Consider the following 24,333-nt stretch of genomic DNA (forward strand, 5'->3'; position numbering starts at 1 on the left):
CACACCCATCGGAAGATCGAATGACGGCCTGCCCATCGACGGACTGCTTCTCGATCCCTCGGGCGGCGTGCCGATGCACCGGCAGCTCTACAACAGGCTCCGGGAACTGGTACTGTCGGGCGTTTTGCCCAGCGGGGCCCGCATGCCCTCGTCCCGTGCGCTGTCGGAGCGCCTGGGCGTCTCCCGCTTCACGATCGTCACCGCGCTGGACCAGCTGATCGCCGAGGGCTATCTGAGGCCGGTCGCGGGCAGCGGCATCTTTGTCGAGGCCATTCCAAACCTTCAGGCGCCACCGTTGGCCTCTCTCGGCGCGCGCGCCAACACACCTGACAACGCACGCGATGGCACGGCCGAAGCGCCCGAAACAAACGACACGCTTCGGCTGCTGTCACAGCGGGCGCAGAGCCTCTGCTGGCGGGAGTCCATCTCCAGGAACAAGAGCGCCAGATATCTCCACATGTCCGCGCCCGACCACCGCCTCTTTCCCTTTCAGATCTGGTCGAAACTGACCAAAGAAGTCATGTCGCGGATCGACAGCCGCACCGCCTACTACCGCGATACGGACGAGCCTTCGCTCCTGGAACAGCAGATCGCAACGCAGGTCGCCTTGAGCCGCGGGATCCGCTGCGCGCCCGAGGAGGTCGTGACCACCTTCGGCGCCCATCACGCGGTCAGCCTGCTCACCGAACTGCTCCTTGACCCACAAGACGACGTCGCCTTCGAAGAACCCGGCATGTCGGCGGTTCGTTCGATCTTCCAGTCCCATGGCTGCCGCGTTCACCCGATGCCCGTGGATGCCTTCGGCGCCGATCCCGCAGCCCTGGATACTGCGTCCCTGAATCCCGCAGCCCTGGATCCAACGGCCCTGTCGGCGCGCAAGGTAAAGCTGGCCTTCGTCACCGCTGCCAAGCAGCAGCCGCTCACCATCGCCATGCCGGTCAAACGAAAGCTGGAGCTCCTGCTCTGGGCCGCCGAGAGCGGCGCGCTCCTCATCGAGGACGATCTCGGCAGCGAGTTCCGCTACAAGGGCCGCCCCATTCCGCCCCTGAAAGCCCTGGACCAGGACAACCGCGTGATCTACATCGGCGCCTTCAGCATGTCCCTGTTACAGACCCTGCGCGTAGGCTACATGATCATGCCCCGAACGCTCGCCGCGCAGTGCCGGCGCCTGATCCAGGTCCGCTACCGCGCCATGCCGCAACTGAGCGAGCAGATCCTGGCCCGCTTCATCGAAGACGGCCATTTCACCCGCCACCTGCACAAAACCCGGCGCATCTACGCCAGGCGGCAGGAACGGCTCCTGGAAATTCTCCACCGGAACTTCCACGACAGCTTCGAGCCCCCGGACTTCACGGCGGGCTTCTACAATCTCTGCTACTTCAAGGACCAGTCCCGCGACGAAGACAACATCCTGACCCGCTGCAACGACGGCCGGCTCGGAGTGGAGCAGCTCTCCTACTACTACCGCAATCGCCAGGCCCCGAAGAAAGGACTTTTGATCGGCTTTGCGTCAAGCACGGAGGACGAACTGGAGCGCGGGATGGAGATTTTGAAGGCGTGTGTGAGGGATGGGTGAGGTGGGGCAGAGATGGAGTCTGATGGATTAGAGAAGAGATGGAGACTACCACTTTGCTTCTATTCCGGCCGATATCATGCAGGACGAGCGCGAACGATGTGATCTCAAAAACTCATCGGCGCATACGTAGGTAACTTAGAGTTACAAATTGATCGCGAGTTCAATTATTATTAGGGACATAATATTAAATAAAAAGAGCATACATGATCCGTAAACCCTCCATAACTTTCACTGCCGATGACGTTGAAAATCGCGCGCTCAGATTTTTCTTTGGCCAAGGTCGTGACGATCCAGATCCAAGCAACAAACTATACCCAGCCTCAACAGGTCTTCGAAATGTATAGACAACTCTCCGGCCGCAGCGACCCGGTCGCAGCAACCGAACTTATCCCCTGTCACCGGTGGCTTGGCCGGGAAAGACCAGGAAAGACCAGCGTGGGGGAAAAAGCAAAAAGGCTCTCCACTGTCCCCAAAAAGGGACGACAAAAGGCCTCAAAGGACCCCCAAGAAGGGCCCCAAAAAGCAAAGCTGAAAGACCGTCTCAAGAAAGCGGGCCAGAGCCTTGGAACGGAGGGCGGAGTCCGGCTGGTCCCCACTGTCCCCCGTTTAGGCTCCGCGGGCAGGCCAACGGTCACCCAAGCGACGCCCGGCGACGGCCAAGCCGGCGTTCTATGCCCATTGTCCCCAATCTCCCCGCCATCCCCTTCCCTTTTTGCCGCTGCCGGGCAAGCTGTCTCGTCCTCTTGAGTTTCTGATCGCGGCGGCGGTCACTCCGCTCTCAAACGATAGCCGGCACCGCGGACCGTCTGCAGCTTCTCTCCCTGCTCCCCCAGCTTCCGGCGCAGGCGGCCGACGTAAACATCGACCACATTGGTCAGGGGGTCTTCGCTGGCACCCCAGACGCTGTTGAGGATGCGCTCGCGGGAGAAGACGCGGCCGGGTTTGGAGAGGAAGAGCTTCAGGATCTCGCGCTCCTTGGCGGTCAGGTCCAGGGGTTCATCGTCGACGCTGGCTTCCAGGCTTTCCAGGTCCAGGGCAATGGCGCCGGCCTGCATCAGGGTTTCGGCGGCGGGGGCGCAGAACTGGGTGGAACGGCGGGCCAGGGCCTCGATGCGGGCGATCAGTTCGTCGAACTCGAAGGGCTTGCCCATGTAGTCGTCGGCACCGATCTTCAGGCCCTCGACCCGCTCATCCAGGGCGTCGAGCGCGGAGAGCATCAGGATCGGCGTCAGGTTCCGGCGGGCCCGCAGTTTTCGGCAGAAATCCTTGCCCTGCATGCCCGGCAGGACCAGGTCCAGGACGATGACGTCAAAGCTGTCCTGGCGCGAGAGTTCGGTTGCGATCTCGGCGTCGGGTGCATGGGTCACCATCCAGCCCTCGGCCCGCAGACCGCGCACGATGAAGTCGGCGACCCGTGCCTCGTCTTCCACAAGAAGAAGGTTCATCGCACCCGGCCCTCGCCGGCCATTTGGATCCGGGACAGCCAGCGCGTTTTCCCGGGTCGGTTTTCCAACGAATCTTCCAACAGACGTCCGGGTGAAATCCGGGCCGGAACCCGCCGCCGGTCGATCCCGAGTTGCGAGAGAGGCATGTCGTCATTCCTTCTGCTTTCGCGTGACAGGCCGCAGCTCGCCGCAAGACCTGCGGGACCACTTATTCTCTAAGTCACACGGACCTCAGTGGGTCGATGTCCATTTGCCTCTGAAGTCCGAACCAAAGGTCTGGGCGTCCGGGGCGTTTTCATAACAACAACGGCCCTTGCGATGATTTGATCCCTGCACAGCTGTGACAAAATCGGGGCAAAATTCAATTATCTGTTCGACGGAATTTCCAACAAAAACAGCTCTTTAAAAGTCCTGCCGAAAAGGAGGCCGCTCGCTAAAGAGAGGGATTGCCCGCCAGGGACCAATGCTCTCTGCCGGCCGGTATCAACCGCCGAAAATCTCAGGAAGCAGCGGCAAGCACACGGCGGTTCGGCAGGGTAAAGCGTGCCTGCACCCCTTCCCCCGTTTCGCTTGTCAGAGCGATCTGACCGCCGTGCGCTTCGATGATTGCTTTCGCCACCGGCAGCCCGAGTCCGGTACCGCCGTCATAACGGGTCGCCGCATTGGTGCCGCGGAAAAACCGCTCGAAGACGTGCGTCAATTCACTCTGCGCCAAACCGGGTCCGTCATCGATAACCGTGACCGCAAAACCGCCCGGGGTCTGATCGAGCCGCACCTCTATGCTCTGGCCTCCGTACCGCAGCGCGTTTTCCAGCAGGATCGTAATGACCTGTTGGATACGGTTGGGATCGGCGCGCAGTTTCGCCTGCGCCACCATGGCCTCGAAAGTCACCGATTTTGCGCTGTCGCCAAGCGCCTTGCCGGCGGCAACCGCGCGCTCCACCAACCTGGTAAGGTCCGTTTCCTGCAGTTGGATCCGGACCTCGCCGTTTTCATGCCGGGCGACAAACAGCAGGTCATCGACGATCCGTGCCGTGTGGTCGGCGGCATCGCGCGTGCGAACCATCACTTCGCGATACTCTTCGGCTGAGCGGTCGCCACCGCGGAGGGCAACGTCGGCCTCGCCGCGAATGATGGTCAGGGGCGTGCGCAGTTCGTGGCTGACATCGGCCAGCAGTCTTTTCCGGTTTTCTTCCGACACGCGCAGAGTCTTCAGCAGGTTTTGGAGCTGCTCGGTGCGGCGTGAAACCTCCTTCTCCAATGCATCGCGGGACGCACTCAGCGAATCCTGCCGCTGCGCCACCTTGGCAATCATCTGATTGAAGGCCTGGGCGACACGCCCGAGTTCGGTATCGCCCGACGCAGTGACGCGATGATCCAGCTCGCCGCGGCCCACAGCCTCAGCGCCTTCCAAAAGGTGTTTTAACGGCCGGGACAAACCACGGCGCAGAAAAAGAATACCGAAGACCGCGGTCAGGGCTGCGATCAAACCGGCAAGGATCGCCGCGGTCTGAAACAGACTGATGGCGGCCTGCATTTCCGCCTCGGTTTCCGCGACTTCCTCGCGCTCTTCGGCCAGCGCCTCGGCGAGGAGCACTTGGAAATCCGCATCGATCTTTTCGTCGAGAACCTTGGAAAGGCGCGCTTGAAACCCGTCCGGGTCGGCTGATTGCAATCCCGATTGCAGGCGCAGGAATTCTTGCAGCAGGCCTTCGATCTGACGCTCGATCCTGGCGAGGAGTTCGAGTTCCTCGATCTCTTCCTCGCCGGCGATCTGAACTTCTTCGGCGATCAAAACCCTGAGCCTGCGGATATCTGTGCGAATTGCGGTCAAAAGCAGCGCTTCACCGCGCCCGCCGTCGCGGTCGCCGATCAGCAGCGCATCGCCGAACTGTTTGAACAGCTGATAGGTATGGGTCGACAAGGAAAGATATTGCCCGTGGACCCGATGGGCGAGTTGGGAACGCTCAAGATGGTGCTCCGCGGATCGGGCGCTCCAAAAAGCGATCGCAGCAGAGATCAGCGCAATCGCAAGCAACCCGCTGAAAGACAGCGTCAGTTTTGTCAGATAACGCAAGCTTGCAATTCCCTCTTACGCGGCCTGGCGAGGCGCGAAAAACCGGGCAGTGACGCTCTCTCCGGCAAGCAGGTCCTCGGGCGCGCCCGCTTCCAGAATCCGACCATCCTCGATAAACCAAAGCTGGTCCATGCGCCGGGCGACCGCCAGGCTATGGGTGATGACCAGCGTGGTCGCATCGCTTTGACGTGTAAGATGTTCGACCAAATCGGGGCCGTCCGTATCCAACACGTCATCGGGCTCATCGAGCAGCATGAGCTGCGGTCGGGAAAGAGCAGCGCGCACCAGCAGCACACGGCGCGCTTCGCCGGCGGACAAATTTTGTCCGGCTTCGGCGATTTTGCCGTCGAGACCACCAAGCCGGCCGATCATCTCCTTCAGTCCAAAGACTTCCGCCTGCGCAAGGATCGCGTCATCGTCAGGTCTGCTCGCGACACCCATCGTCAGGGCACGGCGCAGGCTGCCGGCAAGGATCGGCGAGTGCTTGCCGACCAGTGCGAGAATGCGTCGCCGTTCAGAGGCGCGCAGACTGATAGGCGTTCTTCCGCCGAGCGTCACCTTGCCTTCGTCCGGCTGTTCCAATCCCGCGGCGAGGCCAAGCAGCGTCGACTTGCCTGCGCCGTTACCGCCGACAATTGCGATCTTCTGGCCTGCCTGGGCGGTTATGTCGATCGCATGCAGCAATCCGGCCGATACGCCCCTGAACTTCAGGGACCGCGGTTCGTCCGGCAAAGGTTTGGCCGGCTGCCTGCGTGGAAGATCGAGCTTCGGAGCTGCGAGCATCGCATCGCATTTGTCACGCGCCGCAACCCAGGCCCTATGCCGATCCCAAACGCCCGCGAGGTCGCGCATAGGCTGGATCAACAGTCCTACGGCAGCCAAGGCGCCGGCAGCTTCGGCCCCGGAGGTGCCGGTTCGCAACGCCGTCCACAGAACAGCGGCGGCGGCGAATCCCGAAACGGCATCCGGCACGGCACGCAGCAAGGCCGCACCCCGTGCTCTCTCGAGAGCCGACGAGATCAGTTTTTCAGTACGGCGCACAAGATGTGATATCTCGATCTGACTGCGTCCCAGCAACCGCAACTCCGGCGCATGCGGAATGCGTTCACTCATGTCGGCGGCCAGCCGCGCACGGCGCGCGCGCAAACGTCGATGCGCGGGTCCCAGGCAGGGGCCGATAAACCCCATGACGATCAATCCAAGCACGATGGGTACCGCTGCGGCCGCCGCCAAATCGGGGTTCAAGAGAAACAGAACGCCGCTCGTGACCGGCAGTACGATACTGGCCGAAATCAGCCGTGCGATACCGAGGCTGACCCAACCGCGAACGGCCGAAAGGTCGCCGACGAAACGCATCGCCAGTGCACCTCTCCGGCGCGCGGAAACATCGCGCGCGGACATACGCGTAAGATGCTTGAAGAGTTTAAGGCGCAGAGACGCGGCATAGTCCTGGCCGACTCTCTCGGCAACCAACCGCTCTGCCACCCGCAATACAGCGATCGAGAGACCGAGCAGAGCAATAAAAGAAAGAGCAAGCAGCGGTAAATCGGCTTCGCTCAGACGCAACGCAGCGAATACATCCCGCGTCGCGAAAGCCGCCACGCCGGCAGCAAGTGCCTGGCCCAGGGCAAGGACCGCGACCAGCGCAATGCTGCGTCGCCGCCCTTCGCCGAAAATGCGCGGCAGCCGACTCGCGGAGACCCGGCTCTTGCGCAACCAGATCATGCCGCCACTCCGACGTCCGATACAGCCACAGCATGATCGAAACGCTTGGCGAGCATCTGTGCGAGCAGGGCATTGGCCTGCGCCGGATCACACAGCGTGCTGCGCGTGACCACGCTCACTCCGGTTGCCGTTTCAGCCTCCGCCGCACCAAGCGGTGAGCAGCTGACCATGCCGGTCACAATGGCGGGTTCGACACCCATGGCACGAAGAGCAGCACAGCCACCAGCGGCGGCGAGAGCATCGGGCGCAGCGAAAACGACGCCGGCAAAGCCGTCACGAACCCGGGGGTTCCGCAACAGATCTGCGGTTTCTTTTTGAAATACACCATCCGCAAGCTCGACCACCGCGACATCACAGCCGTCGCGTTTGGCATGCGCCAAAAGAGTATCAAGTCCGGATTCGATGCGGACCAGCGGTTGGCGATAGGTCGAGACCATGCCCGCATCCGTGAAATCCGCGACATAACGCGCACCGGTGTCGACGAAGGCATTGAAATCACCGAACGCGCCGGTACCGGTCGCCTTAATGGCGGCGACACGGTGACCGGCGCGGCTCAAACCATGCGCAAAGCCGGCAACCGCGGTTGTCTTGCCAGAATTCATGGACGCCCCGACAATGCCAATGACCTTCAGCCCATCGGGCCGCGCGGCCTTGTTGAGCGCATAATCGGCTAAATTGATGGCTTTTCCGGCAGCGTTGGCCAGCATTCCGAGAGGAATGATACGGGTCGGAGCCGACATTTTCGCATGGCGATGCCGCATCCTTCCGAGCACGCCGCCGCCGGCCAACATGTCCGCGCCTTCGGGATCGAGTTCAGCAAGTCCTTCAAATTGATCCGGGGCATAGCGGTCGCCACAGGCCAACACGACCAGATCGCCGACATAGAGTTCGGAAGCGCGGCCCTTGGCCAGCTGAATTTTCTTGTGGGAGCCGATCCGCTCGACACGGCCGAGAACAAGGTCGCCTGAGGTAGCGTGCGTAAGCATATCGAGCAGGCTAACGGCATCTTGCCGCTCAACGCGCCGGGTAGAAAAGGCCCACTTCGCTTGATCCAGCATGTCGAAGGCAATGGGGGAAAGGACGGTCATGAGAATTTCTCCTGGATTCATCCGGCACTTGGTGAAGGGCCGAAATTCGATAATTTTGAGTGTGCAGATTTTTTCTAAAACCCGTCTGTCGCTGCGATGAATGGCCTTCCAAGAGCAGATGAACAGCTGATGAAAGGCACGTCTTGGCTATCCGGCGGGCTGTAGTAGAGCCGATTCCCAATGTTGCGACCGGGGCCTATCGGGGCTGACTTCTTCGGGCGGCAAAATCAAGTCGGCGAGGCCGCCGTGTTGAATGCAATCTCGAAAATCGTGACCACAGTCGGGCATGATCGTCATCGTCACCTGAGGTGAGATACCTCGTGCCGCCGCGGCCTGCCGTATCGCCGCGACCCAACGTTCGGCACGCGTCACCCGGTCTTTTCCCTGTTGCCTATCGATCTCAGGGCCATGGCGCGTATTGGGGTCGGAGACGCAGTCCTCAGCCCCCACACAAACCTGGATTGGGCGCTGAAGAAACTCCTCCATCCCAGCGGCGAGGCGCGGTCCCCAGTCTTCGGTTCGACCAGGCCTGGCGGCCAGACCATAAGGAAAAGCTGCGGCATCTGGAAAGGTGTACCAGCCGGCGGAAGACACCGTCAGGCGCCGTACGAGTTGAGGGTACAGCATGGCAAAACGGTGCGAGAACTGCGCCCCACCCGAGTAACCGGACAGATCAAAGGTCTGCGTCCGCCAAATACCGGCAAGACGCAACTCCGTCATGAGTTCAAGAAGAGCAAGATCGGCCCGTTTGCCAAGTACAACCTGCTGATAGCGCGGCCAGCGGTGCTTGTCGAAAAGCGGAGCAATTACAGGGCGACCGAGTGCAGCGGCCTGTGGAGCCAGAAGCTCTGCCTGTTGTTTGGCGCCACGCTGAATCCCGTGAACAGCCACGAGAGGTTGGGCATCGGACGCCACATTCGAGGGCATGGCCAACCAACAGGCCAACGCCGCTTTACCCTTCGCAGGCCGATGCAGCAGTGTGACGGATTCCGACGGCGTGGATATCGGCCGGTTGGATATAGCATTACGCATTTCAGTGTCCTTTTCAGGCAGTTTCATAACGCACTACCGAAGATCGGCCGGTAGCGGCATGAGGCAAAAGATCGAAGATAATGTGGATGCGGTCCTGATCGCCGTCGTTGTGAGCTTCATGAACCTGCTTGTTGTCGAACCACCAAAGCTCGCCTTCGCGCATGCGTACCTCTTCGTCCGCGGCTTTGAGCCAGGAACCATGCGCCGATTTCAGAACCAGATGAAATCGGTTGCGAAGCAGGTAGTATTCGCCGCGGTCGATATGTGGATAGACGCGCCGGCCCGCAGGCAGACACACAATCTTGGCACGGCCAAGCTGACTGTTCTCGTCCCGGGCTACATCTCGAAGAAACCGAGAGGCGATCGGATAACTGATCGAGCCGGTCGTCCAGCGGCTCTCGTGCACGTCACTACGCTTGCGGCCGTTAATTGCCGACTTGCGCAACCCGCGTAGTGGAATGGCACGTGCTTCACGCTGTACCTTGATCTTGGCCTGGCGGCCGGTGGATTGGTTCCATGCACCTTCGATCGATGCAATTTCTTTCAGGAACGGCAAGGTATCGATGGCGGATGTGATACACCGGAAGTAATTCATAACAATCTCCTCGAGAGCGCCGCAGGACAACGCCGCTCCTGCAAGACTGCTGATTCTTTTGAACCGGCGGCACCCTCGGAAGATGCCGCCATTTGGTGCTTTTGCACATAGCACGGCATCCTCGATGGAGAAGTTACAATATTGATTTTTAACAGTAATTTTCATTTCTATTCACATCTTCTTGGTGAAGCATTAATTCCGATTTCATCTGGAATTCATCTTTGCCCGGCAGCCGGCTTCAGTTGGTGCGAACCCAGGCTTCTTCCACACCGTTGCGCCGATGTACTTCGTGATAGGCAACGGGGCCCTTCCCCGGCGCGTACCAGGTCGTGCGGCGGCGGCTTTTGTCATTGCATTCGACGACAAAAGCGGGCGTTGCAATCTGCCCGGGTCGAACCACTTCAACCGCATCGGTCACTTCACAACGGGTTTCGCGGGTATAAGATCGACCGGTGTGCGAGACCGCACTGCGTTCGTAGCGGCCAACGCTTCCGACCTTCAAGGGGTACAGCGAATCGAGCTCGCGAACCTTTGCTTGTCCCGTGTGCCAGTTGTTCGAAACACCGCAGTTGGACCAACTGTCCGAAGGTGAGAACCAATCGCCGGCACGGGTCCATACACATCCGCTGTCCTCAGTGACGCGAATACCGTTTCCAAAGGACCGGACGGAAAAGCTCATTCGCTCTCCGTTTTCCAGGCTCGTTACGGTCATGCTGCGCAGTTCGGCCGCTGTCGGCTTTTGGACCGGCGAGATTGACGCCGTTAAAGACTGGGTCTCCGGCCGGGCACTATCGAACAAAGTCCCCAATGACGGAACTTTAAAGCTCTCGATATCTGTCCCTACCGAACACGCAGCCAGAGGGAGGGCGAGAAGGGGTACGAATAAACGTTTCATAGCTGTATCTCCTGATCCACAGCCCAGATCATTGGGCGTTTCAGGAGAACAACGACTGCTTTGGAGAATCCTTCCCAAAAAATTCAACGCGTTGCGAAAAACAGCAGAAATCCGGGAAATTTTTTTTGAATTAAATGCCGGGCGTTAAAAACCACGGCAATCAGATGCAGGAGACCCATAAAATCTGACCGCATGAAGGGTATCGTTCAGATGAGCAGGCTTCAGGCCTCTGTGGGCCGGTTGCGGCTCTCCACCACGATCGGGTCTTTCACGATAATCTGATTGTGCGGATAGGGAATCTCAATGTCGTGCTCTTTGAAGGCATCCCAAAGCGCGAGCAGGACTTCACCTTTGATGTTGGCGACGCCTCCCGAAGGATCCTTAATCCAGAAACGCAACACGAAATCGAGCGAACTGTCGCCGAAACCGGTCAGATGACAGACCGGAGGCCTCTCGGACACCACTCTATCCGGGTTTGATGCCGCTTCCCGCGCGATCCGCCGGACCTCATGAGGGTCACAGTCGTAAGAAACACCGAAGGTGATCTCCATACGGATAAGTTTGTCGGAGAATGACCAGTTCACCACACGCTGCGTGATCAGATCCTCGTTGGGAATCAAGTACTCTTTGCTATCGCGCGTGACGACCGACACGTAGCGTGCGCCAAGCGAAGAAATCCAACCAAAGGTCTCACCCAGTTCGATGACGTCACCAGGCTTGATAGACTTATCGAGCAGCAGGATGACCCCGCTGATCAGATTGGACACGACCTTTTGCAGGCCAAAACCGATACCGACACCTACCGCTCCCGAGAAGACTGCGAGCGCGGTGAGATCTATTCCCACACTATTGATCGCAATAACCACCGCCAGCGATATCAGCGTGATCTTCAGCAGCTTACCGAGTAACACCTGCACCGACGGAGTCAGGTCAGGAACCTGATTGATCCGTCGTTCCAGAAATCGCGACAGCGCAGACGCGGCCCACAGCAACAGAGCCAGCGTCAGCATGCCCTTGACGATGGTCAGCAGCGAAATCCGCAAATCGCCGAAACTCACCGCCAGAGAGTCGAGCAGCGCCACCGTCGGATCAAGCAACTCGGTAATATTGAGTGCCGCGACGGTCCAGGCGCAAAAGGCGAGAGTCTTTGCAAGCGCCGGATTGTTTACAAAGGTCGTGACCAGGCGGATGACGATCCAGGCTGTCAGAAGATTGGTGGCAATCCCGAGAAGATAGCTGCGACTCGGCCAGGTCAGTTGCTGAATGACAAGGATCGCGGTCCCAAGCAGAAGAAGATAAATCAGGGGCGTCAATACCGTAGGTAACACCCTGATCTGACTGGCCACGCGCGCCGGTATATTGATGCGATCCAGACGGCTGCTTAAGGCCGGACGCGCATGTTTCCCGAGATAGGCAGAGAGCCCGAACAGCAGAACCAGCAACACCACCTGCAACAGAGTCCAGATATTGGTGATGTGATGCAGAGTCCACTCGACGACCGACTGGAATTCGGCGGCGAAGCGACCCGGTTCAAAAAACTCTTCCATCTCTGGCGCTCATACCAAAAGGCAAAGGCAGTGCTCGTCCTTGAGCCCCGAACTTGTGCCCAACGACGGGTTTCACGATAGGCATCGCGTGGAGTCGCAGCAACAACCTAATGGCCATGCCCGGCTTTAGCTTTCGCGCGCAACCACTCATGAAGGCGGAACCGGTCACCGCCGCGCAAGGTTGTTTACGGTGATCAGGCCGTAATGCGCATATCCGATGCCAGGTTCGACGGCGCCTTGTGGAACTTGCCGTCCTTCATGATTGCAAGCAGGCGTTTCTTGTCCTGTAGAATCCGAACATCGGCTATGGGGTCGCCATCCACCAACAAGAGATCTGCCAGAAAACCCTCGCGGATCATGCCCAGCTCGTTGCCCATTCCCATGATCTGACCGCCGTACTTGGTGGCTGCCTGTATGGCCTCCATGGGCGACATACCGAGCAGGTCCACAAAGGTGTGGATGTCGGTGGCATTGGTTCCTTGTGGCGTCCAGGCAAAGCCGTAGTCGCCGCCGATCAGCACGCGGATGCCGCGCTTGTGCATCTTCTGCATCGTGTTGACCGCCATCTCCAATTCGCGCTCGTAGGCAATGGTGATCGGCGTACCCGGTTTGATTCCATAGTCTCCGGCGTTCCGTGAAGTGTTGATCAGCCACGCAAGGCCAGGAGCCACAAAGTGTTTGTCCTTAACCGCCTCCAACATATCCAGCGCCTCTTCGTTGGCGAAGGACGCATGGTAGATGTACTCAATGCCATGCTTGACGCACTGAATGACGGAATCGGAAGATCGAGCATGCGCTGCGAGAGACTTGTTGCGTATCCGGGCTTCCCGAACCGCCATCGCAATCTCCTCATCGGACATCGGCGTTTCCTCAGCCCCCATGCCCGTGATCTCTTCCCCTGAGAGATTCAGCTTGATCGTGTCGACCCCGTACTTGATCAGCTCGCGCACCGTGCGCCGAATTTCTTCCGGACCCGATACGACAATGCCGAGATTCATCCCTTCGTGCTGGATATGCGGCGGCGAAGTGTCACCAAGGCCGCCAACGGTCGTGATTTCCGGTCCGGCAGCGGTATAACGCGGTCCGGGTATGCGCCCCTCATTGATAAAGTTGCGGATCACCACATCGAGCCGCGGCTTGGCTGCTGCAGCGCCACGGCCCGCGGTAAAGCCGGCATCCAGCATGATTTTCGCCATCTCGGCGGTCACCAGAACATGTTCTTCCAATGGCATCATCTGGATTGGCGCGATGCCAGGCGCATTGTTCCAGCTCAGATGGAGGTGGGCGTCAATCAAACCCGGCATGAGGGTCGCGCCGCGTCCGTCAATTCGCTGGCCGCCGCCGTTCCCCCAGGCGTATCCACCGCTGGAACGGCTGACACTCTTGATCCGGTTACCTTCAACGACGACTTCGCCGCTGTAGGGCGCTTCACCGGTGGCGTCGAGAACCCTGACGTTGGTGAAGGTGATGGCGTTGTCGCTGAGGCCGCTGCGACCGCCGCCCCAATCGGTATAGTTGGTATCGGCCATAGCTGTTTCCTTCCTATCCGCTTCGTCAGATCAATTTACACCGAGTTGCAAACATAAGTGTTCTGCAGATTCAGACGGCATTTCCATCATCGTCCAGTGACCGCAGTTGGGCAGAACATGGAGTTCGGCGCCGGCAATGCGCGCGGCCAGATTCTCGCCCATTTTTGGTGGTGCCACGACGTCTTCGGCGCCGGTGACCAACCGGGTCGGGCAGGAAATAGCATCATGGTCGGGCGGTTCCATGTCAGCAAGCGCTTCACAATGGCGGGCGTAGCCGGCAGGGTCCTGGCGCATGAGGCTTTCGCGCACGAAGGCGGCGACTGCGCTGTTCGTGTCCTTGGTTTTTGCTGACAGACTAGCGGTCGAAACCATATCCGCGATGCCACTCATGCCATTTTTACGGGCCTCTTCGGCCCGGACCTTCAGAGCTTCGCGCGCAGCGGCGGGAGGCTCGAGTATCGGGCCAAAGAGGGTCATGGACTTCACGAGGTCAGGTTGCGATACGGCTAGTTCCTGACAGATGACCGTGCCCATGGAGTGGCCGACAAAGTGTGCCTCTGCGATCGCTTGTGCGCGCAGCATCTCGGCGACGGCAGCCGCGAGTCCCTTGAGTCCCGCGAGTCCCGGCCGAATGGCCGAGCGCCCGGCGCCTGGCAGGTCAGGACGGATCGCACGAAAGCCACGCAAGGCCGACATCAGGGGCTGAAAGCTGTTGGAGCTTCCGCCCAGACCATGAATCAATACGACGGCCGCTCCGTCTCCGGTTATTTCACTGACCATGCTGCCAAGTTTGATATCGACCATGAGTCAGAAAGCCTCTACCGGATTATCCAGGCGACCAATCCCTTCGATCTCGACAGACATCTTATCGCCTGATTTGAGATACTTCGGTGGGTTAAACCCGATCCCGACACCAGCCGGCGTCCCGGTCGCAATCACGTCTCCGGTCATCAGAGTCAAACCATTCGAGACCGCCGCGATGATGGTTGGCACGTCGAAGATCAACAGTTTCACGTTCGAGTCCTGGCGCAGTTCACCGTTGATCCAGCAGCGGACCGCCGCGTCATCCAAATTTACTTCGTCCGCCGTCACCGCCCAGGGGCCCATCGGGCAAAAGCTGTCCTGCGACTTTCCGATTAACCACTGGCTGTGGCGGCCTTGCAGATCGCGGGCCGTGACATCGTTGACGATGGTGTAGCCCCAGACATGGGAGAGCGCATCGCCCGTCGAGATGTTGCGTCCGCCCTTCCCAATGATGACAGCCAATTCGGCTTCGTAATCGATAGCTTCTGAAACCGCAGTGTCGATCTTCACCGGCGCACCGGCGGCAATGACGGTCTCCGGGGTCTTGGAGAATACGATTGGATGCTCGGGCACGGCCCCCTTTGCCGCAGAACTGTCGAAGCCCGATGAGGCGAATTCCTGCGCATGTTCGTGATAATTCTTGCCGACGCAGAAGATGTTCCGGCGCGGTCTCGGTAGCGGCGCACAAAGGGTCACGTCCGAAAGCGGGAGGGGCGTGCCCATCGACGGCAGCGGCCTGTCGATCAGCGCCGCGACACCGGCTTCGTCTGCCGCGCCGAGCGGCAGATCGAAAGGCGCGACCGTTTGGGCCGTCTGGTCGACCTTGCCGGCACGCCGAATTCCATTCCATTCAAAGACGGCTATCTTCACGCGCTTTCCCCCGGTATGAGAATTGTCGATCCCGTTGTCTGCCGCGCTTCCAGGGCACGATGTGCGAGTGCCGCATCCGCCAGCGGAAAGCGCTGGGTGGTGCCCGCTGTCACGACACCATCGCGCAAGGCCTCGAAGAGCCGTGCTGTGCTGCGGGTGAGCTTTTCCGGCGTATCGACAAAATGACCGAAGTTGGGCCTTGATATTGTGGCGGAACGTGCCGAGAGAGCCCCGATGTCCCAAGTACCGACAGGCCCGGATGCCTGGCCAAAGCTGACCAGATGTCCGCAGACAGCGAGCGACCGAAGGGAATGCGCAAAGCTGTCCCGGCCCACCGCGTCGAAAATCACATTCGCGCCCTGGCCGTTGGTCAGTTCCATCACTTGAGCTTCGAGGCTCCTGCCATCCGGCACAACAATATCACGTGCGCCTGCCGCCCGTGCGGCCTCAGCCTTCTCCGGACTCGACGTGGCGCCAATCACCCGCGCGCCCAAGTGCGACGCCCACTGACAGAGCATTCGGCCGACTCCGCCCGCCGGCGCATAGACCAGCACGTTTTCTCCGGCTTTGAGCCTGTGTACCCGATGCAACAGAAACTCAGCGGTGATGCCCTTCAGAAGGCAGGCTGCGGCAACCTCGTTGCTCACATTATCGGGCAAACAGAAAACCAGATCCGCCGCCATTGTGCGATGCGTGGCATAGGCTCCCACGGGCGGGCAGGCATATCCCACACGGTCGCCTGCTGCCAGATGTGGCACGCCGGGACCGACATCGATCACGATGCCCGCGGCCTCCATGCCGGGAATACCCGGCGGCTGCAGCAGATCGAATGCGCCGGTCCGACAATAGACGTCGATGAAGTTCACGCCGATCGCTGAATGTTCGATCCGAACCTCACCCGGTCCGGGTGGTGGCACCTGAACCGGCGCAAGCCGCAATTCCTCCGGGCCGCCATGGCGCGCAACCATGATCGCCTGGCCTTCGATCGATCCTGCAATCTGCGCTGCCGCTTGTCCGGACAGCAATGTGCGAATGGCGGAGAAGCCCGCTTCATAAACGCCTTCGGCGACCAGCGCCGCCAGCTCTTGCTCGCGCCCGGCAGGCGGCCGGAACTTCGAATGCCAATTCCAAAAGGTCCGGGTGCCGTCGGTGACCGGTTTTAAAGCCACGTGGGCGACATAGTCGTTCAACGGAACGTCGCTATCGACGATTGCGTAGCTGAAACTGCGGGTCTTGTCGGAGAGGCTGAGCAGCTGCTCTCTAACCCGCTCACCGCCCGTCAGCCGGAAATCCCGAACTGCGCCGACCTGATCCGTGTGATCGGCACCCTCCAGTTTGCTGACGGCGACAGCGGGATGCCAGCGGTCATGACCGTTGAAATCGCGCAGGATTCGCCAGACTTCGTCGATCGGCGCATCTATCACTGTGGAGCGGCGAACCTCGACCATGTTAAGTCCCGAAGTGCGCTTTTAAGGCGTTGAAGCCGCCCTGAAAAACATCATCGCCGATATCCGCCACCAATTGTGCTTCAGCCTCGGCGGCGCAGTCGAATTCCGCCGACCATTCGGCGAAAGTGCGGTTGCCATCGGTGACCGGCGTAAGTTTCAGGGTGGCGACATAGTTGTCGACACCCATCGGACTCTCGAGGATAGAATAACTACAGGAGAAATCATAATCCGAGAGTGCCAGAAGCTTTTCCCGAATACGCCCGCCGTCCTTCAAGCGAAAATCCCGTACGCAACCCACCTGGTCCGGTGGTGCGCCGCCCTCAATGCGGCTTTCCGCGATCAGGGGGTGCCATGACGGCAGTGCGTTGAAATCCCGAATACGCGCCCAGACCCGGTCGGCCGGTGCGTTGATAATCGAGGAGGTGTAGACCTCCGTCATAGTCTAATCGTCCTTCTTTGCGTCTTTGTTGCTCTTGGCCAGGCTCTGCGCGTCCTTTGCAGCGCGGAAGACATCGCCCATACGTGCGACATTCGAACCTTCGACACCGATCTCCTTCATCATCTCATCGATCAGCGGCGCCTGGGCGCGGTACCGCAAAGCGCTCTCGATGACCTCATCGGTAGGCGAGCGCGGTCCGCCATTGCCACCACCGCCGGCCAATCCATCCACATGCAGGATCTTGATGCCTTCGATATTTTCCATCGGCCGGACGGACTCGCGGACGATCCCCTCCAAACGCTCGATCAACTTACCGCGTAGCAGGCTCGCGCGAGCATCGTCGGTCAGGACGTTTTCGGCCTCGTTCATGAGCCGTTGAGCCTCTGCAGCGACCGCGGCTCTGACTTTCTCGGCCTCGGCCGCGATCTTTGCGGTGTCAGCGTCCTTGGCAGCAAGAAGCCGGTCGATAGCGGCCAAGCGATCTGCCACTTCAATCTCTCGAATGGTCGCGACTTTTTCTTCTGCGATGGCCGCTTCGGCGCGGGCAGCTTCCGTTGTGACCCTGACCGCCGCTTCGTCGGACTGTTTGTTCAACAGAGCGATCTGCTTGTCCAATTCGGCCAGTTCGATGACCTGCTGACGTTCGACATCCAGTCGTTTGAGGTCGCGCTCCAGCAGAATACGCGCCTCGTCCAGCCCCCGGTTCGAAGCAATGCGTGCGCGCTCGACTTCTTCACGTGCGGAAATTTCGGCTTCATCCGTGGCCTGGCGTTCCGCGATCTGTTGCGATTTGAGCAGCATCTCGCGATCGATACGAGCCTTGTCGAGCGCCTGTTCCTGCAGGATCCGGGCAGCTTCGACTGACTGCCGCGCCGATATCTCGGCACTTTCGATCTGCTGTCCACGGGCGATCTCGCGCGCCTGGGTTTCCTCCTCGGCAACGATCCGGGCTTCGCGGAGCTGCCTTTCAGACACGATGCGTGCGCGTTCGACATCCTCGTTTGCCGAGATTTCCGCAACCTCGGTGGCATGACGCTGCGCGATTTGTTGCGATCTGAGCAGCTTCTCCCGCTCGATGCGGGCCTTATCCAGAACCTGTTCCTGGGCGATACGGGCTTTCTCGACGTCTTCGTGCGCCTTGATTTCGGTGTCCTCCAGAGCAATCCTGCGCTCGATCTCGCGCTTGCGCGTTTCCTGTTCCGTGGAGATCCGGGCACGGGCCGCATCGGCTTCCCGTTCGACCTGTTCGCGGACGATCTCGGCCCGTTGCGCGGCACGCAAAGCTTCGATGTCTCGTTCCTGGGCCAGGCGCGCGTTCTCGCTTTCTCTCTCAAGATCCAGCGTGGCCTTTTCCGCCTCCAGGTTACGGCTGCGGATGGCAACCATTGAATCCTGTTCGATATCGTTACGGGCCTTGCGGCGGGTCTCGATCGCCTCAATCAACTGAGTCAGGCCTTCTGCGTCAAAACGATTGGCCGGATTGAAAAACTCCAAATCCGTTTGATCCAGATCCGTAATGGCAACGGATTCCAGCTCCAGCCCGTTGCGCGCGAGGACATCCATCGCCCGCGCTTCGACTTCGACAACATAGTCGCCGCGTTTTTCGTGCATCTCGTCCAGAGACATTTCCGCCGCGACAGAACGCAGCGCACCGATGAACTTACCGGAAAGCAGGTCAGCCAGACCATCCGGGTCCATGGTCCGCCGGCCAAGCGTGGCGGCGGCGGCAGTGACTGCTTCGGGTTTGGGTGCGACACGCACGAAAAACTCTGCCTCTATGTCTACACGCATACGGTCACGTGTGATGACCGCCTCCTCGCGGCTCCGGCGCACCGGAATACGTACGACGTTCATGTTGACCGGCGTCACCTCGTGAATGATCGGCAGCACCAGCGCGCCACCGTTGATCACGACGGTTTCACCACCAAAGCCAGTGCGTACGAATGAGACCTCTTTGGTCGAGCGGTGGTAAAGCCAATGTAAGAGATAGACGACGACCGCGATGCCGATGATCGCGACGATAAGCCAAAGTATGACCGCGCCGATCAGTCCGCTTGTCATGTTGCTCCTCCCATTTTCAGCGACCGCTAATGGCCTTGAAGGCCCGGGTCTGTTCCGTCAGCGCAACCTCGGTCGGCAGGCGTTCCATCGAGGAGGCGCCGTAAAATCCGTGGCAGGCTTCTGTATTGTTGAGAACATAGGTGGCATCAGCCGGCATGGAGACCGGACCGCCGTGTACCAGCACGATAATATCCGGGTTCACCCGAAGCGCCGCCGCTGCCCAGGCATCCACGAGCGCCGGACAATCCTCGAGCTTAAGCGAGGTTTCCGCACCGATGGAACCACCGGTCGTCAGACCCAGGTGGCACACGACGATATCTGCGCCGGCCCTGGCCATCGCCGCGGCATCGTCTTCGCTGAAGACGTAGGGCGTGGTGAACATATCCTTTTCATGGGCCATCCGAATCACGTCGATCTCCAGGCCGTAGGACATTCCGGTCTCTTCAAGATTGGCCCGAAAAGTTCCGTCGATCAGTCCGACGGTGGGGAAATTTTGGATACCCGAGAAGCCAGTTCTTTTGAGATCGTCGAGAAAGCTGTCGAACATACAAAAAGGGTCGGTTCCGTTAACACCGGCGAGAACCGGTGTATTGGGTGCCATGGGGAGGACCTCGGGTGCCATCTCCATTACGATCTCATTTGCGTTGCCGTAGGCAAGCAGACCGGAGAGTGAGCCGCGCCCCGCCATGCGGTAACGGCCTGAGTTGTAAATTACGATCAGATCGATCCCGCCGGCCTCTTCGCATTTTGCAGAGAGACCGGTGCCCGCGCCGCCACCGATAATGGGCTCGCCGTTTGTTTTCATTTGCTGAAACTTTTCCAGCATGACGGAACGCTCAAAGCGCGGCATGTCGCTCTCTCCCAAGATAACTGTCGATTTCTGCTAAAGCGGCGATCGCTGCTTGGGCGAAGGCCTGGTCGTTGATGTTATGCGGCAGGCGTAGAAGGCGCCGGTTGCCTGTCTCTTTAAAGCCGCGTGCGATTGCGTCGAAGAGTGCCTGATCGGCCTCGGGATCGTGGAAGACCTGCCCTGGTGCATCCAGCGCCGATACACCGCCCTCCGGCAGCAGAAAGCGCACAGGTCCTTCCATTTGATTCAGGCGCTCGACGATCCACTGCCCCATCAGCCGGTTCTCTTCAGCCGTCGTGCGCATCAGCGTGACCTGTGGATTATGTTCGACGAAGGTGCGGCCTTTATACTTCTGCGGCACGCTTTCCGGCGCACCGAAGTTCACCATATCGAGTGCTCCAACCGAACCGACGTATGGGACACGCGTGCGGATGAAGGCGCCGAAACGGTCATCATCGGCGGGAAAGACACCGCCCATCATCATGTCGCAGACTTCCGTGGTGGTCAGATCTATGGCCCCGGTCAGCATCCCACTGTCGATCAGTTTCTCCATCGAGCGCCCGCCGACACCGGTTGCATGGAATACCAAACAATCGTAGTGGCTGTTTAACTGCGCTGTGATCTGGCTGATAGCTGTCGTGGTGACACCGAACATTGTCAGGCCAAGACCGGGCAGGTCGGCGTTTTCAGTGCTTATTTTGGCGGTGCCGCCGGATTGCTTAACCATGCCGGCCAGTGCATTTGCACCATTTGACAACACCTGCCGCGAAATACGGTTCAGTCCCTGCACATCGGTCACCGAATACATCATCATGATGTCCGAAGGGCCGACGTATTGCCCCACATCGCCGGACGCCACCGTCGATATCATCACCTTTGGAACGCCGACAGGCAGGCTGCGCATAGCAGGGGTGGCCAGAGCGGTCCCCCCGGATCCAGCTGCCGAGATGATGCCGCCGATCCCCTGTTGACGCCGAATCCAGGCTTCGAAAGCCTTGGCCATGGCTCGGACCGATGCGCCGCGGTCACCGGTAAAGACCGCACTTGCGCCGCCACGATGATAGGCGGCAACCATATGTGGCGGCACATCAGCACTGGACGGCTTTCCTGAAGTCGAAAGATCGACCGTGCGCACGGAAAGCTGCTGCGCGGCGATTTGATCGCGGATGTAACGGAGTTCCTTGCTCTTTGTATCGAAGGTGCCAACGACCAGAACCTCTTTGCCGCGGATTTGGGCCAGTGGCGTCAGCGGTTCCGAGAACATCGGTTCCGGCTTCGCGTCGAAGGGACGGTCCGACAAAGCCACCTTGACGTCTGGATCTTGTGGCTCCACGGCCGCCTGCGATGGTGTGGTCGGACGGTCATGTTCGTTTCTGGTTTTCCATTCCGCACTGGACCAGCGCGTGGGGGGAACATAGAGCACTTTTTGCGGAGCAGTTGTTGTCTCCGCCTGAGCTTCAGCATGTTTGGACTCAGCGCCAGGCTTCGCCCCATCTCGAGCTGGACTTGGCGCTGGATCCGGCGCTGGACCGGGTCCGGCCTCTACAGTCGGCGGCTGGTCGAAATCCTCGTGGGAATGACGTCCGACACCAAGCAAACGCTCCTGCAGGTTCCGGTCATTGGCCAATTGGCGGGCCGGCATGACACGATTAATCCGGCCGTTCACCATAATCGCAACATCTTCTGCGATTGCGGTTGCGACGCCAATGTTCTGCTCAATCAGCAGAACGGCGACATCGCCTTCTTCGGCGAGTTTGGCCAGCATGCTCTGAACCTGCTGGACGATAACCGGTGCGAGACCCTCGGTGGGTTCATCCAGCACCAGCAACTCCGGATCCTGCAACAGTGCGCGGGCAATCGCGACCATCTGCTGTTCGCCACCTGAAAGCTGGCCGCCGCCGTTGCTGCGCCGTTCGGCGAGCCGGGGAAAGGTGTCGTAAACCCGGTCAATGGTCCAGGTGCTGCCGCCCCTGTCCGAAAGCCTCAGATGTTCATCGACCGTCAGGGACGGCCATAGCCGCCGCCCTTGCGGTGTATAGCCGATGCCAAGGGTCGCAATCCGGTGCGGCGGCAGCTTCGTCAGCTCGTCGCCATGGAACCGGATCGATCCGCGGCTTGCCGGCACCAGGCCCATAATCGCGTTGCAAAGGGTCGTCTTGCCCATGCCGTTGCGCCCGACAATGGCCTGCACGCCATGTTCAAGCGTAAAATCGACTCCCTGAAGCGCATGCGAGCTGCCGTAGAACACATGCAAATCTCTTATTTGCAGGACGCTATCTGCAGGTTTCTTACTGCGCCGGCGTTCAGGCATGGCCACCTCCCAGGTAAAGTTCCTGGACGTCCGGGTCGCTCTCAATTTCTTTCGGGTTGCCTTCTTTGAAGATCCGGCCGTTGTGCATCATGGTAACGCTCTCAGCGACCCGCAGGGCGACATCCATGTCGTGCTCGATGATGATAAACCCGATGTGCGGAGGCAGTGACTGAAGAATTTCGATGAGCTCGCTTCGTTCCGTCGGCGAGAGGCCTGCTGCGGGTTCGTCGAAAAGTATGAAGCGTGGCGCACCGGCCAGAGCCAGGGCAATTTCGAGCTGGCGCTGCTGGCCGTGGCTGAGCTCCGCAACCAGGCTGTCGCGAACCGCACCGAGATGAACAGCATCGAGCAGAGTTTCGGCAACATGTGTCATGGCGTCATCGGGCTTTGGCCGGCGCAGGGACAGGCGTCCCCGGCTCGCACCGCGACAGGCCAGATAGACATTGTCGACGACACTCAGGCCGTCGAACAGAAGTGAAATCTGATAAGTGCGCCGCAACCCGCGGCGAATTCTTTCATGGACCGGAAGATCGGTGACGTCTTCGCCAAACAGCCTGACCCGGCCGGTCGTGGGCGGAAAATCTCCGGTGATTGCATTGAAGAGCGTTGTTTTTCCGGCACCATTGGACCCCAGAACCGCACGCCGCTCACCCGCCTTAACGGTGAGATTAATGTCCGCCAGGGCCACCAGCGCGCCGAAATGGCGGCTGACGGCCTCGAGTTCCAGCGCATATTGGCCGGTACTCTGCAGACGGGTAAGGGCGTCGGTCCGGAGCACTAAGTCAACCTCAACCGCACTTGGGATTTTCGCGGCTGACCGGGCCATACTTCAGGAACTCATCGTAGGAAACGCCGAGGGTCTGACTGACCGAAGGAATTACCTTGATGGTCTTGTTGAGCAGATTGCCGTCCGGCCCCTCGCTTACCTCTGTGAGGAAGATGTCGGCAACGGCGTTGCGCCGCTCATCCAGTTTCACCATGCCCGTCGGCGTCTCGAAGGAAAGGCCTGACAATACTGCGCGGTACTTCTTGCCGCCGTCCGAAAGATCGCCGCCGACTTCGTTAAGCGCCAACAGGGCCGCCTTGGTATTGATGTAGTAGGCGTGCGCGAACAGCGATGGGGAAGGAAAGCCGTCCGGGAACTGCGCCTTATAGGCTTCCACGAACTTCTGCCATCTTGCGTCGTCCCAGGTATCCGAGATGGGGCCCGCAGAAGGTGTGCCGATTACGAAGTCACGGGTACGGCCTTTGGAACCCAGTACTGTCTGATCAACCGTGATGGACCCGCCGACCAGGGGAAGATCGCCACCTGCCTGCTCGTACTGTGTGAGGAAATTGACCGCATCCGCGCCGCCCAAAGCGACGTAGATGGCATCGACGTCATCCGGCAGCGCTGCGATGACAGAAGAGTAGTCCTTGTTGCCGATCGGCACCCAGAATCGCGCATCGGCCGGAGCTTTACCGCCGAGACGGCAGAAGGGTTCCAGAAATCCGAAGACCTGGGTGTAAGGGAAAGAATAATCCTCGGCTAGTACCGCTATACTGCGATAGCCTTTTTCGTTGTAGACATACTCTCCCAAGCCCGCCATCCACTGCGCGCCCTCGGTACCGAAACGGAAAAAGTTCTCCGCCGGCTCGCGCAGCGTCGTGTCCTGGGCGGCCGAAGATCCATTCAGGAATGTGACGTTCGGCTTGGTCTTGGCGTAATCCTTAACCGCAAGGCCTTCCGAGCCCGACAGCGGTCCAACCAGCACCTGTACGCCGTCCTGCTCGACCAGTTTCCGAGTGGCGCGGATGGCACTGTCCGGTGAGGCATCAGACGAGCCAGTGATCAGTTCGATCTTTTTGCCGCCCGCTGTATATTTAAACTCTTCCAGGGCCAGCTTGACCCCGCGCATGCTGTCTTCGCCCAAGACCGTGAAGGCGCCCTCCAGGGTCGCAAGTGCGCCCATCTTGATGCTGTCGTCTTGCGCCATTGCAGGCCCGGCAAGTACGGCCGCGATGGCGGCGGCTATGAGTGTGCGACTATCGGGTATCATCT

Annotated in this window: 20 protein-coding genes; 1 reads left to right on the forward strand and 19 read right to left on the reverse strand. The window is 59.8% G+C overall.

Translation table 11 applies throughout. The annotated features are described in order from the left end of the window. Positions 1–73: 73 nt before the first annotated feature. Positions 74–1,576: a PLP-dependent aminotransferase family protein gene (locus QMZ18_RS09885; RefSeq protein ID WP_282606112.1), complete on the forward strand. Its 1,503-nt coding sequence runs from the start codon at positions 74–76 to the stop codon at positions 1,574–1,576. Between the two features lie 767 nt (positions 1,577–2,343). Here QMZ18_RS09885 and QMZ18_RS09890 read toward each other — a convergent pair. The 19 genes from QMZ18_RS09890 to QMZ18_RS09980 form a co-directional block, all read right to left on the reverse strand. Then, the gene (locus tag QMZ18_RS09890; RefSeq protein WP_282606113.1) at positions 2,344–3,021 is read right to left on the reverse strand and encodes a response regulator transcription factor; all 678 of its coding nucleotides are present in this window, start codon (positions 3,019–3,021) and stop codon (positions 2,344–2,346) included. Continuing rightward, positions 3,018–3,167, reverse strand: coding sequence for a hypothetical protein (locus tag QMZ18_RS09895; protein ID WP_282606114.1), 150 nt, complete (start codon positions 3,165–3,167; stop codon positions 3,018–3,020). Before QMZ18_RS09895 ends, QMZ18_RS09890 begins: the two co-directional genes overlap by 4 nt. A gap of 353 nt (positions 3,168–3,520) precedes the next feature. After that, complete coding sequence (locus QMZ18_RS09900) at positions 3,521–5,098, reverse strand: cell wall metabolism sensor histidine kinase WalK (RefSeq protein WP_282606115.1); 1,578 nt, start codon at positions 5,096–5,098, stop codon at positions 3,521–3,523. 15 nt (positions 5,099–5,113) lie between these two features. Beyond that, positions 5,114–6,823: an ABC transporter ATP-binding protein gene (locus QMZ18_RS09905; RefSeq protein WP_282606116.1), complete on the reverse strand. Its 1,710-nt coding sequence runs from the start codon at positions 6,821–6,823 to the stop codon at positions 5,114–5,116. Further along, entirely contained in the window at positions 6,820–7,911 is a 1,092-nt protein-coding gene (locus tag QMZ18_RS09910; protein ID WP_282606117.1) for a hypothetical protein, read from the reverse strand. The genes QMZ18_RS09905 and QMZ18_RS09910 overlap by 4 nt, the downstream gene beginning before the upstream one ends. Positions 7,912–8,058: 147 nt before the next feature. After that, positions 8,059–8,943: an alpha/beta fold hydrolase gene (locus tag QMZ18_RS09915; RefSeq protein ID WP_282606118.1), complete on the reverse strand. Its 885-nt coding sequence runs from the start codon at positions 8,941–8,943 to the stop codon at positions 8,059–8,061. 13 nt (positions 8,944–8,956) lie between these two features. Next, positions 8,957–9,538, reverse strand: coding sequence for an aspartyl/asparaginyl beta-hydroxylase domain-containing protein (locus QMZ18_RS09920; RefSeq protein WP_282606119.1), 582 nt, complete (start codon positions 9,536–9,538; stop codon positions 8,957–8,959). A gap of 238 nt (positions 9,539–9,776) precedes the next feature. Continuing rightward, positions 9,777–10,433: a hypothetical protein gene (locus QMZ18_RS09925; RefSeq protein ID WP_282606120.1), complete on the reverse strand. Its 657-nt coding sequence runs from the start codon at positions 10,431–10,433 to the stop codon at positions 9,777–9,779. Positions 10,434–10,654: 221 nt separating this feature from the next. Next, a complete protein-coding gene (locus QMZ18_RS09930; protein ID WP_282606121.1) occupies positions 10,655–11,980 on the reverse strand; it encodes a mechanosensitive ion channel family protein in 1,326 nt (441 codons plus the stop codon). A gap of 194 nt (positions 11,981–12,174) precedes the next feature. Beyond that, positions 12,175–13,509, reverse strand: a complete 1,335-nt coding sequence (locus QMZ18_RS09935; RefSeq protein WP_282606122.1) for an amidohydrolase family protein — start codon at positions 13,507–13,509, stop codon at positions 12,175–12,177. A 30-nt stretch (positions 13,510–13,539) separates the two neighbouring features. Continuing rightward, positions 13,540–14,313 (reverse strand): alpha/beta fold hydrolase, encoded by a 774-nt coding sequence (locus QMZ18_RS09940; protein ID WP_282606123.1) that lies wholly within the window; start codon positions 14,311–14,313, stop codon positions 13,540–13,542. Positions 14,314–14,316: 3 nt separating this feature from the next. After that, positions 14,317–15,183 carry a fumarylacetoacetate hydrolase family protein gene (locus QMZ18_RS09945; protein ID WP_282606124.1) on the reverse strand — a complete coding sequence of 289 codons (867 nt, stop codon included), beginning with the start codon at positions 15,181–15,183 and terminating at the stop codon, positions 14,317–14,319. Next, on the reverse strand, positions 15,180–16,631 hold the full coding sequence (locus tag QMZ18_RS09950; RefSeq protein WP_282606125.1) for an SRPBCC family protein: 1,452 nt from the start codon (positions 16,629–16,631) through the stop codon (positions 15,180–15,182). The genes QMZ18_RS09945 and QMZ18_RS09950 overlap by 4 nt, the downstream gene beginning before the upstream one ends. A 1-nt stretch (position 16,632) precedes the next feature. Further along, complete coding sequence (locus tag QMZ18_RS09955) at positions 16,633–17,070, reverse strand: SRPBCC family protein (protein ID WP_282606126.1); 438 nt, start codon at positions 17,068–17,070, stop codon at positions 16,633–16,635. 3 nt (positions 17,071–17,073) lie between these two features. Further along, a complete protein-coding gene (locus tag QMZ18_RS09960) occupies positions 17,074–19,131 on the reverse strand; it encodes a flotillin family protein (RefSeq protein ID WP_282606127.1) in 2,058 nt (685 codons plus the stop codon). Positions 19,132–19,147: 16 nt separating this feature from the next. Then, positions 19,148–19,981 (reverse strand): phosphoenolpyruvate hydrolase family protein, encoded by an 834-nt coding sequence (locus QMZ18_RS09965; protein ID WP_282606128.1) that lies wholly within the window; start codon positions 19,979–19,981, stop codon positions 19,148–19,150. Next, the gene (locus QMZ18_RS09970; RefSeq protein WP_282606129.1) at positions 19,968–22,292 is read right to left on the reverse strand and encodes an ABC transporter permease; all 2,325 of its coding nucleotides are present in this window, start codon (positions 22,290–22,292) and stop codon (positions 19,968–19,970) included. The genes QMZ18_RS09965 and QMZ18_RS09970 overlap by 14 nt, the downstream gene beginning before the upstream one ends. Beyond that, positions 22,285–23,118, reverse strand: a complete 834-nt coding sequence (locus QMZ18_RS09975) for an ABC transporter ATP-binding protein (protein ID WP_282606130.1) — start codon at positions 23,116–23,118, stop codon at positions 22,285–22,287. The genes QMZ18_RS09970 and QMZ18_RS09975 overlap by 8 nt, the downstream gene beginning before the upstream one ends. Further along, a complete protein-coding gene (locus tag QMZ18_RS09980; protein ID WP_282606131.1) occupies positions 23,081–24,331 on the reverse strand; it encodes an ABC transporter substrate-binding protein in 1,251 nt (416 codons plus the stop codon). The genes QMZ18_RS09975 and QMZ18_RS09980 overlap by 38 nt, the downstream gene beginning before the upstream one ends. Between the last annotated feature and the right edge of the window lie 2 nt (positions 24,332–24,333).

This window comes from Pelagibius sp. Alg239-R121 (genome assembly GCF_947331435.1).
Lineage (GTDB): Bacteria > Pseudomonadota > Alphaproteobacteria > Kiloniellales > Kiloniellaceae > Denitrobaculum.